Origin of the sequence: Priestia megaterium, from assembly GCF_046599315.1 — a bacterium.
GTDB lineage: Bacteria > Bacillota > Bacilli > Bacillales > Bacillaceae_H > Priestia > Priestia megaterium_F.
Window position 1 is genome coordinate 125001 of sequence record NZ_JBKIKC010000007.1, and the last position, 12938, is coordinate 137938.

Genomic DNA, 12938 nt, shown 5'->3' on the forward strand with positions numbered 1-12938 from the left:
GCGATGGATTTCAGGTTCTATTTTTTTCACTTGGTTCCACACTGTCACTTCTGGGTGAAATCCATTTTCCAGTACAGACAGTCGTGCTAAATGATGAAGAGCATGAATGACATGATTAAATGCATCTAAATAATGATTAGATGTATAAAAGTCTTTTCCTTCTTTAAATCGGCGAATCAACTTAGCAAACTCGACCCCTATTCTCTTTGTCCGATCTTCTCTAGGGAAATCAATCAAGCGCTTCTTTAAGTTTTCCATATATTCATTTCGATCAAATAACACCTTGCCATTTAAGATCCAATCAATAATACGGCGGTTCGTCCCGTTCATAATCCATTCACTCATTTGCTGTTCAGAAGCCATATAAAGTGCTGCACGCTCATTTTCATATTCGTATTGTTTAATAAAAAGAGAAGTTTCTGTAGTTTTGGTCACAATAAATAAGATAGCATCCAAATTATCCGTCACTGGAGATTCTGATTTCTTTTTCTCAATCAGCAAAATACCTAGTGTGTCTTTATTGCTAGCTCTTTCTTGATATATTGGCCGTAAAACATCTTCCATTTTGAGCTCTCCTAACTGTAATAGACAAATATTTTTCGAAAAATTAAAGGCTATGGACTAAGATTTCTTTTTTTATTATATACGATGTATAGCGGATATCCCACTCAGAATTACAGAAATCATTTAGAAAGCTCAAAAATCAATGATAATTTTCCGAAGATTCAATTTTATCCACATTCACTGTCTAACTCTATGATATATTGGTAGCAGGGGGGATACTGATGGGGATAAAGTATTCAAATAAAATTAATAAGATTCGCACCTTTGCACTCAGCCTAATCTTTATTGGTTTCATTGTTATGTATGGGGGAATTTTCTTTCGTTCTTCAGTCTGGCTAATGACTGTTTTTATGCTTTTAGGGCTGCTATGCATTGTAGCCAGTACCGGCGTTTATTTCTGGATTGGCATGCTTTCTACGAAAGCGGTTCAAGTAACCTGCCCTACCTGTCAAAAACAAACAAAAATGTTAGGGCGCGTAGATATGTGTATGTATTGCAACGAACCGCTTACGCTTGACCGGTCTCTTGAAGGAAAAGAATTCGATGAAAAGTATAATAGAAAAAAACAAAAAGAAAGCTGATAGTATCACTACTATCAGCTTATTAGTGCGCTTTTTTAGCTGTACAATCGGGACACGTTCCGTAAATCTCCATACGGTGATGACTAATATCAAAGTCAGTAATATGAGCAGCTAGCTTTTCTACTTCATCTAAACCAGGATAATGAAAATCTACAATTTTTCCGCAGCTTTCGCAAATTACATGGTAATGCTCTGTTGTAACATAATCAAATCGGCTTGATGCATCACCGTACGTTAGTTCCTTTACAATACCTACTTCGCGAAATACTCTTAAATTATTGTAAACGGTTGCTACACTCATATTTGGAAACTTACCTTCCAGCGCTTTATAAATATCATCTGCTGTTGGATGTGTCATGGAATTGATTAAATACTCTAAAATAGCATGACGTTGTGGTGTAATACGAACGCCAGTACCTTTTAACGTTTCAAGGGCTTCTTGTAAATGATTTGACACGTCATGCACCCCTCTTCTGTAAGTATTATTACTTTATAATTCTTATAATTAGTCTACATGTTTTACCCACGTTTTGTCAACTTGATGCCTATTCCTATTTTATGCAATAAGTAATAATCATTCATATATTTTATGCAAAAAAAGAAGTGTGGAAATTAATCCACACTTTTAAATATATTAACATCTGAGGAGGTATGCCCTACACTGATATTGTATGTGCAAAGATTAAAACTGCTCTAGTTATCTGCCTGTTTTTATCCCATTTTCTCTTTAATAAATGTTAAAGCTTCTTCTACATGTCCTTTCACTCGAACCTTGCGATACTCTTTAACAAGCGTTCCTTCTTTATTAATAATAAAAGTGGAACGCTCAATACCCATATATTCTTTCCCAAAGTTTTTTTTCAGTTTCCATACTCCATACTCTTCAGCTACGCTGTGATCTTCGTCAGCCAAAAGTAAGAACGGAAGGCCGTGCTTATCAATAAACTTATGGTGTTTGTCGATAGGATCAGGGCTGACCCCTAAAATCACCGCATCCAACTGTTCAAAATTTTCATGTTGATCTCTGAAATCACAGGCTTCTGTTGTACAGCCTGGCGTCATATCTTTCGGATAAAAATACAGCACAACGTTTTTTTCTTTCATCGACGCCAGTGATACTTGCTCTCCATTTGTAGACATCAACACAAAATCCGGTGCTTTTTCTCCAACTACAGCTGTCATATTTATCGGCTCCTTTACGCTTTTCATTTTCTTTGAATAGCGTACCCAATATTAGATAGGATGACAAGTTTAAGTGCGGGTAACAGTTCGCATCACAAAGATCGCGGGCATAATATAGCCGATAAACGCTTCAAAAGTTGCAAATAATTTTCCAACTCCAACTGGATACATATCTCCATATCCTACTGAAAATAACGTCGCTGCGCTGAAATACATGCTGTTAAACAACGTGTAAAAATAATGACCTTCATGCTCAAACCCTCCGCTTAACACCGGAATACTTCCCATTTCACACACCGTATAAATAAGGCTAAATCCCAATAAAACTGTGATATATGAATAAAACAAGACAAAGAAATGACCAATTGAGAAAAAATGAAATTCTCCAAGCTCTTTTTCAAAGAGAAATTTCATACTACCAATTACAAACACAATGATGATGAGGATTAGAAAAATAACCATTATTCTACTCCTTTAATTTATACTCTATTAACACTATACGCACGTTCTTGTCCGTTCATTACTACTCTGAAGACACGAAAAAGAACAGACATTTAATTGCCTGCTCCTCTGTATTTTTTGACCCCTGTATTCCATAGAAAAATAGAGATTCCAAAAAAGACGATTCCCATCACTGGAGTTAAAAATGCATATCCGTACCATTCTGACCTTCCTAAGAAATAAGCAGCTGGATATACGCCTACAAATGCAAAAGGAAGAATCCATGTTAAAACATACCGGATAACATTATTATAAATATCTACAGGATACCTTCCGTAGTTTCCAATATTATAAATAGTAGGCATAATAGATGTTCTTGCATCCGACCAGAAGCCTATGCTTGCTAAAGCGATAAAAATTCCTGCGTATACAAGCGCTCCCCCTAAAATAAATAATAGAAAAATAAAGACATCATACCACTGGAAATGAAGATGTAAAGAAGACGCAGCGTAAGCCATTACTGCAATCCCTGTAATACCACCAAACAATGATTCTAGTTCCATCCGCTCCAAAATAACTTGAAATAAACTATGAATGGGCCGCGTTAAAATTCGGTCCATTTCTCCTTTAACGATGTACCGCTCATTGAAATCCCAAATGTTAAAGAAAGACGAAAAAATAGCAAAAGGGACTAAAAAGAAACCATAAATAAAGATAATTTCCTCTCGTGACCATCCGTGCAGCGACTGAGTATGTCCAAATACAACTAAAATGAAAATCAAGTTAACTGTTTGAAATAATAAGTCTGAAATGATTTCAACTACCATATCCGTACGATATTGAAGCCTTGTTTTCATATATTGACCAATGTACTGAAAGAAAATCGAAAAATAAAACATTCTCATAGACTATCCTCCTTGAATAACCATTTTTTTCTTCGCTATGTTCCACAAACATGCAATAGGAATAAATAGAAGTACTGACCAGACTGCCTGTGTGATAAGAGCATTCATTACTTCCTGCCCTTTAAATCCATTTGTGAAAATCATGCTCGGAATATAACTAATGGCCTGAAAAGGGAAATAGCTCATAATATGTTGCGCCCAGAAAGGATAGAAACTGATGGGCAGAAGAAGTCCTGAAAACAAATCAATGACCACTCGCTTCGCTCGAATGAGTCCATCATTATTAAAGAGAAAGAAAGTTGTAATACCCGTTAATAAATTAATTTGTGTATTAATAATGAAACTAAAAATTAAAGACAGTCCAAAATAAAGCCATGTTGCTGCATTTGCTGAAAACTGGACTGGAAATAAGAATGCGACAATGATCATGCCGGGCACTGAAAAGAATAGCAGCCGAAAAATCCCTTCTCCCAGTCCTTGCATCGTTTTCATACCAAGATAGCTGTATGGCTTAATTAACTCTACAGCCACTTTGCCATCTTTAATTTCCGTTGCCATTTCACGGTCAATATTATTAAAGTAAAAGGCTCTTGCCATCCATGAAACGGCTACATATGTTGTCATTTGAATAATGGATAATCCTTGAATATTCTCTTTTCCTCCATAAATAGCGGACCATAAAAAGTAGTAAGCACCAATATTAATCGCATAAATCAATATTCCACTGTAATAATTCGTCCGATACGCCAGCATCATTAAAAAGCGAATGCGTATCATCTCTATATATTTATCCATTCACAACACCTTCTTCATAGATGTTGCGAATAATTTCTTCTGTCGAAATTTCTTCAATGTTAATATCGCTGATTTCATGCTTTGCCACCACTTTAGCAATCAGCTGGGACATTAAGTCTCCTTTATTTTGAAGCTGCGCTGTCCACAAATATTTTTGATCACCTTCAATCCAGTTAACAGACATCCCTTGCGTCAATAGCTTCAACTGCTCTTTATTTGGAGCTGTGTCAAATTCAAACGTAATTTGTTTAAGGTCTCCCCAGTTTGAACGCAGCTTTTGCAGCGATCCGTCATAAATAATACTGCCTTCATCCAGCATTACAACGCGTTCACATAAAGCTTCAATATCGGCTAAATCATGTGTCGTAAGCAAAATCGTCGTATTATATTTTTCATTAATTTCTTTTAAAAATTGGCGGATTTTTAATTTAACTAGTACATCTAAACCGATCGTCGGTTCATCTAAAAATAGAAGCGGCGGATTATGAATAAGAGCAGCAGCCAGCTCGCAGCGCATTCTCTGACCTAGAGAAAGCTTTCGCACCGGCTTATCTAGCAGCGGCCCGATATCTAAAGTTTGAATAACGTGCTCCATGTGAGCGTTATAATCTTCATCTGACACTTTGTATACTTTTTTTAATAAGCGAAAAGATTCTTGTACGGCAATATCCCACCACAGCTGAGAGCGTTGACCAAAAACAACTCCAATCGTCTGGGCAAATTTTTCTCTTTCTTTATGAGGGTTCATTCCATTTACGGTAATTTCGCCTGACGTAGGAGTTAAGATTCCTGTCAGCATTTTGATTGTGGTCGATTTCCCCGCTCCATTTTCTCCTATATACCCTACCATTTCTCCTTGTTTTACGGTAAACGAAATGTCGTTCACCGCTTTCATCACTCTATAATTACGGGTAAATAAATCCCGGAATGCCCCTTTAAGGCCAGAGCGGCTAGAGTAGGCTTTAAATTCTTTCCGAAGTTGATTCACCTCAATAGCATTTTTCATTGTATTCCCTCCGTTACGTCGACGTATTAGTGGTTTTTTTTATTATTTCCGGCGTCTTTGCCAGCAACCCCTCAAAGAGGTGAGGAACTATTTTCTAGCAGTTAGCTCACAAATTTCTATCATACACGTTCTCGAATGTTTTTCAAGAAACAAATAAGTTTGATAGAATAAAGAAGTTGAATTTTTCATTAGGAGGCATAACATGCAATTTACAAAATCAGAACAATTACACGCTGAAGCGCTCGAACATATTGTAGGCGGCGTTAACAGCCCTTCACGTTCATATAAAGCCGTAGGAGGCGGAGCACCTGTTGCAATGGAAAAGGCAAACGGAGCTTATTTCTGGGACGTTGATGGAAATAAATACATTGACTATTTAGCAGCTTACGGTCCTATTATTACGGGACATGCTCATCCTCATATCACCAAAGCCATTACAAAGGCAGCTGAAACGGGTGTTCTTTACGGTACTCCAACTGCTCATGAAGTAACATTTGCTAAAATGCTCAAAGAAGCCATGCCGGCACTAGATAAAGTGCGTTTCGTCAACTCTGGAACAGAAGCAGTTATGACCACGATCCGTGTGGCACGTGCTTATACTGGACGCGATAAAATCATTAAATTTGCAGGTTGCTACCACGGCCATTCTGACCTTGTATTAGTGGCAGCTGGATCTGGTCCTTCTACACTCGGAACTCCTGACTCTGCCGGTGTACCAAAAAGTATCGCTAATGAAGTCATCACAGTTCCTTTTAACGATATCGAACCTTACAAGGAAGCATTAGAAAAATGGGGCGATCAGATTGCGGCTGTTTTAGTGGAACCAATCGTTGGAAACTTTGGAATTGTTGAGCCGGAACCTGGCTTTTTAGAACAAGTAAATGAATTAACTCACAAAGCTGGAGCACTTGTTATTTACGATGAAGTTATTACAGCGTTTCGCTTTATGTACGGTGGAGCTCAAGATTTACTTGGTGTAAAACCTGATCTCACTGCATTTGGAAAAATCATCGGCGGCGGTCTTCCAATCGGAGCCTATGGCGGTAAGAAAGAAATCATGGAAAAAGTGGCGCCACTTGGACCGGCTTATCAAGCAGGTACAATGGCAGGGAACCCAGCGTCTATTCTTTCTGGGATCGCTTGTCTTGAAGTACTAAAGCAAGAAGGTGTTTATGAACAGTTGGATAAGCTAGGTGCGATGCTTGAAGAAGGTATTTTAAAACACGCTCGTACATACAACATGCCTATTACCATCAATCGATTGAAAGGTGCTCTTACTCTCTACTTTACAACAGAAACGGTTAAAAACTATGAACAAGCAGAAAACACAGACGGCGAATTATTCGCACGCTTCTTTAAACTAATGCTTCACCAAGGCGTTAATTTAGCTCCTTCGAAGTATGAAGCATGGTTCCTTACTACTGCTCATACAGAACAAGATATTACCGACACATTAGAAGCAGTAGAAAAAGCATTTAAACAGTTAAGTGAAGAGCGTTAATTTTTACTCTAAAGCACTCGTTTTAAAATGAGTGCTTTTTGCCTTACCTTTGGGTTTCCTTATAGAACATTCCCACCTTTCATAACCATTTCTTACGCGTCATCTTCTTTTTGTTAGCATGTCGAAAAATCCCGAGAAATACCCTTATTTTTCTACTTGTTTTCTCTTGATATCCATTCTTAAACCTTGTATAGTATGTTATTGTTTATATTATTTCCAACAGGTTATGTAATAAAGAAGGATTGATTTTTGCAATTTATCATTTGTTTTGGGGAACATTCTTCATAACGAAAAAACTTTTTTACAGAAAGGAACTACGAACGCACATGAAACTTGGTGCCCGCATCTTAAAAACGGGAATTGCCATTACACTTTCATTGTTATTAGGTGAATTTCTAAGTTTACCATCTCCAATATTCGCGGCAATTGCGGCAGTTTTTGCAATTCAACCGTCTATTTACAGATCTTATTTAACGATATTGGAGCAAATACAGGCGAATGTGATTGGAGCTGCTTCTGCAGTTTGTTTTGGACTTATTTTTGGTACCCACCCCATCATTATTGGTTTTACCGCTGTTGTTGTCATCGCAGTCAACTTAAAATTACGTATTAATAATACAATTGGCCTTGCGCTTGTGACAGTAATTGCAATCATGGAAAATCCAGGAGATAATTTCGTTGAATATGCGCTTATACGCTTTGGTACAGTGTTGCTTGGTGTATTCTCAGCATTTATTGTCAATCTTATTTTTATTCCACCAAAGTATGAAACAAAACTGTATTATAAAATTGTAAGCACAACGGAAGAAATTATTAAATGGATTCGCATGAATCTTTATCACGCATCTGAGCACACATTGTTAAAAGAAGACATTGAAAAAATGAAAGACAATATGGCTAAGATGAATCAACTTTTCGATTTTTACAAAGAAGAAAGAACTTATTCAAAGAAAAAACGTTTTGTTAAGTCACGCAAGCTCGTTTTATTTCGTCAAATGATTACCGTAACAACGCGAGCGCTTACAACCTTGAAGCTGCTTCACCGAGTAGAAAACGATCTTCAAGTCATGCCTCAGCAATTTCAAGATTTAATCAAATCTGAAGCTGAGTGTCTGTTAATGTATCATGAGCAAGTATTGTTAAAATTCATTGGGAAATTACGCGTACAGCCAACTACTACTGTACCAAACGAAGCCTGCGTTGGAAAACGGGCTTTAATCGATAAATTTATGCAGTACAAAATATACGATAATGATGAAGAGAACAAAGTTATTTATCATATCTTCCCTTTAATTTCTGTCATCATTGAGTATAGTGAAGAATTAGAACATCTTGATAAGCTGATTGATACGTTCCAAAGCTATCATAAAGATGATAACTCATTTGATATTAATCATCAGCGACAAGAAGATTAAAAACACCACCTATTGTTAACAATAGGTGGTGTTTTTAAATGGTATCAAGCTGCTGAACCGTAAAAAGCTGATAGTAGTGGCCTTTTTTCTTAATTAACTCATCGTGAGAACCTCGCTCAACTATTCGTCCATTTTCTAAAAGTACAATTTCATCGACATGAGTAATTGTAGATAACCGATGGGCTACAATGAAGGTGGTCCTGTCTTTTGCCAGTTCCGCCAATGCTTCTTGAATATAGTGCTCGCTTTCCAAATCTAAAGCTGAAGTGGCTTCATCAAAAATAAGGATAGCAGGATTCTTTAAAAATACGCGCGAAATGGAAATACGCTGTTTTTGTCCTCCTGACAGCTTCATTCCTCGCTCTCCCACTTTTGTATCATACCCTTCGGGCAAATTCATGATAAAATCGTGAGCATTTGCAGCTTTTGCCGCAGCGATTACTTCTTCATCCGTCGCCCCTGGCTTTCCAAGCAGTATGTTGTTTTTAACCGTGTCACTAAACAACACCGTATCCTGCAGGACGATTCCAATTTTATCTCTCAGGCTGCGTACTTTATAGGTTTTGATATCGATGCTATCAATGAGAATTTTCCCTTCCGTCACATCGTAAAAGCGTGGAATTAAGCTGATAAGCGTGGATTTCCCTCCCCCGCTCATTCCAACAAACGCAACAGATTTTCCTTTTTCTACATCTAAATTAATATCATGAATAACAGGTTTTTCTTCTTTTTCATAAGCAAATGAAACATTCTCAAACTGAACCTTCCCGTGAAGCTCAGTGCATACTTTTGCATCTTTTTTATCTGTAATATCATATTCTTCATCGATGAACTCAAATACTCGGTCCATAGATGCAACAGACTGCGTGAGCGTAGTGGATGAATTGACCAAGCGGCGAAGCGGATTATACAAGCGATCAATGTAGGCAACAAATGCTACCATAGTTCCTACGCTAAGGCTTTCTGTAATAACTTGATAACCAGCAAATGTAATCACGATTAAAGGCGCCAAGTCCGTAATGGTATTCACTACTGCAAATGTCTTTGCATTCCAGTTCGTATGGTTAATTGCTTTTTGCAGAAAATTTGAATTTTGCTTATCAAATTGCTTCTGCTCATGAGGCTCAATGGCAAAGCTGCGGATAACCGAGATCCCTTGCACTCTTTCATGTAAGTGACCCTGCACTTCCGCTAAAGCCTGCGAGCGAACTCTTGTTAAATGGCGAAGACGACTGTAAAAATACTTTACAGAGAACGCATAAACCGGCAACAAAATAATCGATACCAGTGTTAAAGGCACATTCATCGTAAACATAATTACAATGGCTATTACAATTGTCATCATATCGAGCCAAACATTCATTAAGCCTGTAATCACAAAGTTTTTTGTTTGCTCCACATCATTAATGACTCGTGAAATCACTTCGCCCGCTCGAGTATTTGCATAATAACGTAAGCTAAGCTTTTGAATATGGCTAAACAACTGATCCCGAATATCATATAATACTCTGCTCGATACCCACTGAGCATAGTACTGTCTGTAATATTCTATGGGCGGTCTTAACACTAAAAATATAACAAACGAAATCCCCATAATCGTCACCATTTTATGAATTTTTTCTGAGGAAGACATGCCATGCCCATTTACGATATCATCTAAAACATATTTCAAAAGCAGCGGAATTAGTAAGGGAATAGCGAATTTAATAATACCAATTAATACAGTGCCGACAATTTGCCATTTGTATGGCTGTACAAATTTCATGTAGCGTCTTATACTTCCCATAAAATCTCCCCTTTCTATCTATGAGGGCAAGCTTTCTTAGTATATGTACATGCGTCGATTTTTTAGTGCTTTTATCTCTTTTAAAAGACGGTGAGCATAACGCCAAAAAGAACATTATATCAAACAGTCAACTTTAGACGGCCTAACATAATGTTCTGTCTAGATCATTCATTAAGAATGCCGATATGTTAAAAAACGCTCATACCAAATGTCAATGAAATCCGGGGCAAACGGGCCTTTTCGCTGTCGAATCCAACCTTTTAATTCCTCTACATGATTATGTAAAATACGGTCAATCACTTCTGGATAATTCATTTCTTTTCGATGCTTCTCATACTCATCTTCATCAAGAAGTGTATATGTCATGTCTGGATAGACTTTGATATCTAAATCATAATCAATATATTTGAGCGCTTCATTGTCATCATAAATGAACGGGGAACTGATATTACAGTAATAATAAATTCCGTCTTCACGAATCATGCCAATAACGTTAAACCACTGCTGAGCATGAAAATAACAAATTGCAGGCTCTCTTGTGACCCATGTTCGTCCATCTGATTCTGTAACGACCGTACGATCATTCCCTCCAATCACTAAGTTATTAGTTGCTTTTAATACAGTTGTCCGATCCCACACGCGATGAATATGTCCATTATGCTTGTAGCTGTGTATTTGAATTGTTTCTCCTTCCACTGGAATTCCCATCTCCAATACCTACTTTCATTTTAGCACTTAAAAGAATTCATATAACGTCTCCATTTGTCTTATGTTTATTATAACGGTTTCTCTCTCATTTTAACACAAATGTGCTAACCTTCTTGAATTCAAAAAAGTCACTTCCCCTGCTTTTCCTTTGCTTGACAGCCTTAAAAAAGAGAGGAAGTGACACATCAATGTTCATTAAGCAAGTGTAGAGCAAGCCCCTTCACTTTTATATGTACGAATAATGTCTTCTGTTTGTGCTTCAAACGTCAATTGAATCTCTTTTAATTTTAGCTTCATTTCACTAATTTCATCTTGCACAGAATGAAGCCTTGCCTCTTCATGAAGTTTTATTAGTTCACCTTCGATTTCCTGACAACGCTCAATCTCAGACTGCAAAAACAGAAGTTGATCCATAGTCTCTAATTGTTGAGTCACTAGCTGATCAAATTTTTTCATATGATAGCTCCTCCCTATTTGCTTTAACCATACACTAGGCACTTCTGTTAACATTCTGTTTAGATGATCCAGATTCCTTTGACGAGTTATGTAAAGTTTCAAGAAGTTTTGTCACACTTTGTTGCTTTTTAATATTAAAAAAGCGAACTTAACATCGCCGTATGAAAGACGTTAAGTTCGCTTTTGATATTAACCTTGGTATTTACCAGAGTTTTGGTTTTTCTTTGCTTCAGCTTGTGCGTTTTGTTGTCTCACTTCTTGAGCACTTGTTTCGCTAGCGAATTCAGTACCGAAGTTGTTTTTAGATGCTTGAGCATTTTGGTTTTTCACGTGTTGTACGCTTGTACCAGATGCTGTTTTGTTTGTTTGCTTTGCCATTGTAATCACCTCCACGAAAATTAATATGCCCGGGAGGTAAATAGGGTATGCAAACTTTTTCTCAGTATTTTAAGACGCAAGCACAAAACACATTTATCTTACATTAAAAGTGAACGTCCTCCGTCAATAATGAGCGTTTGACCGCAAATCATATTCGCTTGATCGGACACTAAGAACATAACCGCATCTACCATGTCTTTTGGCTCTACCATACGACCAGCTGGAGTATGCTTGCGCGCATCCTCTAAAAGCTCATCGCGATTTGGGAAGTGTTTTAATGCTTCTGTGTCCACAGCTCCTCCAGATACGGCGTTTACCACAATATTCTTTGGAGCTAGCTCTACTGCTAGATAACGTGTTAACGCTTCTACAGCAGCCTTTGACACACCTACTGTTGTATAATTTTCCAAATAACGGATAGAACCGAGCGAACTAATGGTAACAATCTTTCCTCCGCCTACTTTTTCCATACGTTTAGCCGCTTCTTGTGCGCAGAATAAATATCCTTTACTGTTAATATCCATTGTCCAATTCCAGTGAGTTTCTTCTAGTTCCATAATAGGACGTAAAACGCCTGATGCCGCATTACTTACAAATACGTCCAAGCGACCGAATACTTCATCAATTTGCTCAAACATTTCTTTAATTTTTTCTACTTTTCCTACATTTGCTTTGACAACTAATGCTTCTCTGCCTAATGCTTTAATTTCTTCCGCTACTTCCTGCGCGGCACTTTTGCTTCGTGCATAGTTCAATACAATATCGTATCCTTCTTTAGCAAGGCGCAAGGCAATTGCTTTTCCAATACCTCTGCTGCTTCCTGTAACTAGTGCTACCTTTTGTGACATGATGTCATCTCCCTTATGTATCGTATTATCTTTACATTGTACTGATTTTATCGCATAAGAAACAAGTAATATAGGGAAAATAGATAAAACTTGATGAAATGAACGAGGTGAATAAAATGTATGTAGGTAGAGATATGGCGGCTCTTTCAATGATTTCTAAGAGCGAGTGGAAAGACAGCGAGCTTGCTTTTTTCCATCACTCTTTACAGCAAATGACGCTGTATTTAAATGCTGAAGGGCAAAGTATTCATCAGCAAATTATTAAAGAAATTGAAGCACGCGGCGGGTTACAGCGACACGAAGCAGATTATACACACGGCACGCATGTATCATATGATTAAATAAAAGAAGCGCGGAGTTATCCACGCTTCT

The 12938-nt window shown here is 37.5% G+C and carries 16 protein-coding genes (1 of these 16 only partly in view); 4 read left to right on the forward strand and 12 right to left on the reverse strand.

Translation table 11 applies throughout. The features are described from left to right. Positions 1-564, reverse strand: partial view of a nucleotidyltransferase-like protein gene (locus ACLHDF_RS19920; RefSeq protein WP_413920388.1) — the 5' portion only. 303 nt of this gene lie to the left of the window's left edge; 564 of the gene's 867 nt are visible here — the first part of the coding sequence; the start codon lies at positions 562-564; its stop codon lies off the left edge, out of view. A gap of 221 nt (positions 565-785) precedes the next feature. On the opposite strand from ACLHDF_RS19920, the gene ACLHDF_RS19925 reads away from it, so the two are divergent. Continuing rightward, positions 786-1145 (forward strand): YgzB family protein, encoded by a 360-nt coding sequence (locus ACLHDF_RS19925; protein WP_413920389.1) that lies wholly within the window; start codon positions 786-788, stop codon positions 1143-1145. A gap of 22 nt (positions 1146-1167) precedes the next feature. Here ACLHDF_RS19925 and perR read toward each other — a convergent pair whose 3' ends face one another. The 6 genes from perR to ACLHDF_RS19955 form a co-directional block, all read right to left on the reverse strand. Continuing rightward, complete coding sequence (perR, locus tag ACLHDF_RS19930; protein WP_013055172.1) at positions 1168-1602, reverse strand: peroxide-responsive transcriptional repressor PerR; 435 nt, start codon at positions 1600-1602, stop codon at positions 1168-1170. Between the two features lie 254 nt (positions 1603-1856). Continuing rightward, the gene (bcp, locus tag ACLHDF_RS19935; protein WP_413920390.1) at positions 1857-2327 is read right to left on the reverse strand and encodes a thioredoxin-dependent thiol peroxidase; all 471 of its coding nucleotides are present in this window, start codon (positions 2325-2327) and stop codon (positions 1857-1859) included. Between the two features lie 69 nt (positions 2328-2396). Then, positions 2397-2789 carry an ion channel gene (locus ACLHDF_RS19940; RefSeq protein ID WP_413920391.1) on the reverse strand — a complete coding sequence of 131 codons (393 nt, stop codon included), beginning with the start codon at positions 2787-2789 and terminating at the stop codon, positions 2397-2399. A gap of 92 nt (positions 2790-2881) precedes the next feature. Then, positions 2882-3667 (reverse strand): ABC transporter permease, encoded by a 786-nt coding sequence (locus ACLHDF_RS19945; protein ID WP_413920488.1) that lies wholly within the window; start codon positions 3665-3667, stop codon positions 2882-2884. A 9-nt stretch (positions 3668-3676) separates the two neighbouring features. Next, positions 3677-4468: an ABC transporter permease gene (locus tag ACLHDF_RS19950; RefSeq protein ID WP_413920392.1), complete on the reverse strand. Its 792-nt coding sequence runs from the start codon at positions 4466-4468 to the stop codon at positions 3677-3679. Next, entirely contained in the window at positions 4461-5474 is a 1014-nt protein-coding gene (locus tag ACLHDF_RS19955) for an ABC transporter ATP-binding protein (protein ID WP_413920393.1), read from the reverse strand. Before ACLHDF_RS19955 ends, ACLHDF_RS19950 begins: the two co-directional genes overlap by 8 nt. Before the next feature lie 202 nt (positions 5475-5676). On the opposite strand from ACLHDF_RS19955, the gene ACLHDF_RS19960 reads away from it, so the two are divergent. Then, positions 5677-6975 (forward strand): glutamate-1-semialdehyde 2,1-aminomutase, encoded by a 1299-nt coding sequence (locus tag ACLHDF_RS19960; protein ID WP_413920394.1) that lies wholly within the window; start codon positions 5677-5679, stop codon positions 6973-6975. 326 nt (positions 6976-7301) lie between these two features. After that, on the forward strand, positions 7302-8390 hold the full coding sequence (locus tag ACLHDF_RS19965; protein WP_413920395.1) for an FUSC family protein: 1089 nt from the start codon (positions 7302-7304) through the stop codon (positions 8388-8390). A gap of 34 nt (positions 8391-8424) precedes the next feature. Here ACLHDF_RS19965 and ACLHDF_RS19970 read toward each other — a convergent pair whose 3' ends face one another. From ACLHDF_RS19970 to fabL, 5 genes are all read right to left on the reverse strand, one after another. Further along, positions 8425-10176, reverse strand: coding sequence for an ABC transporter ATP-binding protein (locus ACLHDF_RS19970; RefSeq protein WP_413920396.1), 1752 nt, complete (start codon positions 10174-10176; stop codon positions 8425-8427). A gap of 171 nt (positions 10177-10347) precedes the next feature. Beyond that, positions 10348-10884, reverse strand: coding sequence for a DUF402 domain-containing protein (locus ACLHDF_RS19975; RefSeq protein WP_013055163.1), 537 nt, complete (start codon positions 10882-10884; stop codon positions 10348-10350). Positions 10885-11079: 195 nt separating this feature from the next. Then, entirely contained in the window at positions 11080-11340 is a 261-nt protein-coding gene (locus ACLHDF_RS19980) for a YgaB family protein (RefSeq protein WP_057245231.1), read from the reverse strand. Positions 11341-11529: 189 nt separating this feature from the next. Next, on the reverse strand, positions 11530-11718 hold the full coding sequence (locus ACLHDF_RS19985) for a gamma-type small acid-soluble spore protein (RefSeq protein WP_413920397.1): 189 nt from the start codon (positions 11716-11718) through the stop codon (positions 11530-11532). Positions 11719-11816: 98 nt separating this feature from the next. Beyond that, positions 11817-12566 (reverse strand): enoyl-[acyl-carrier-protein] reductase FabL, encoded by a 750-nt coding sequence (gene fabL / locus ACLHDF_RS19990; RefSeq protein WP_413920398.1) that lies wholly within the window; start codon positions 12564-12566, stop codon positions 11817-11819. 116 nt (positions 12567-12682) lie between these two features. Here fabL and ACLHDF_RS19995 point away from each other — a divergent pair, with 116 nt between their 5' ends. After that, positions 12683-12907 (forward strand): hypothetical protein, encoded by a 225-nt coding sequence (locus ACLHDF_RS19995; RefSeq protein WP_413920399.1) that lies wholly within the window; start codon positions 12683-12685, stop codon positions 12905-12907. Positions 12908-12938: the final 31 nt, after the last annotated feature.

Bases quoted from the DNA above. Each gene is read 5' to 3' on its own strand.
- ACLHDF_RS19970 (WP_413920396.1), bottom strand. From the start codon at position 10,176: ATGGGAAGTATAAGACGCTACATGAAATTTGTACAGCCATACAAATGG.
- ACLHDF_RS19955 (WP_413920393.1), bottom strand. From the start codon at position 5,474: ATGAAAAATGCTATTGAGGTGAATCAACTTCGGAAAGAATTTAAAGCC.
- ACLHDF_RS19950 (WP_413920392.1), bottom strand. From the start codon at position 4,468: ATGGATAAATATATAGAGATGATACGCATTCGCTTTTTAATGATGCTG.
- fabL (WP_413920398.1), bottom strand. From the start codon at position 12,566: ATGTCACAAAAGGTAGCACTAGTTACAGGAAGCAGCAGAGGTATTGGA.
- ACLHDF_RS19945 (WP_413920488.1), bottom strand. From the start codon at position 3,667: ATGTTTTATTTTTCGATTTTCTTTCAGTACATTGGTCAATATATGAAA.
- ACLHDF_RS19975 (WP_013055163.1), bottom strand. From the start codon at position 10,884: ATGGGAATTCCAGTGGAAGGAGAAACAATTCAAATACACAGCTACAAG.
- ACLHDF_RS19980 (WP_057245231.1), bottom strand. From the start codon at position 11,340: ATGAAAAAATTTGATCAGCTAGTGACTCAACAATTAGAGACTATGGAT.
- ACLHDF_RS19985 (WP_413920397.1), bottom strand. From the start codon at position 11,718: ATGGCAAAGCAAACAAACAAAACAGCATCTGGTACAAGCGTACAACAC.
- ACLHDF_RS19940 (WP_413920391.1), bottom strand. From the start codon at position 2,789: ATGGTTATTTTTCTAATCCTCATCATCATTGTGTTTGTAATTGGTAGT.
- ACLHDF_RS19960 (WP_413920394.1), top strand. From the start codon at position 5,677: ATGCAATTTACAAAATCAGAACAATTACACGCTGAAGCGCTCGAACAT.
- ACLHDF_RS19965 (WP_413920395.1), top strand. From the start codon at position 7,302: ATGAAACTTGGTGCCCGCATCTTAAAAACGGGAATTGCCATTACACTT.
- ACLHDF_RS19925 (WP_413920389.1), top strand. From the start codon at position 786: ATGGGGATAAAGTATTCAAATAAAATTAATAAGATTCGCACCTTTGCA.
- bcp (WP_413920390.1), bottom strand. From the start codon at position 2,327: ATGACAGCTGTAGTTGGAGAAAAAGCACCGGATTTTGTGTTGATGTCT.
- ACLHDF_RS19995 (WP_413920399.1), top strand. From the start codon at position 12,683: ATGTATGTAGGTAGAGATATGGCGGCTCTTTCAATGATTTCTAAGAGC.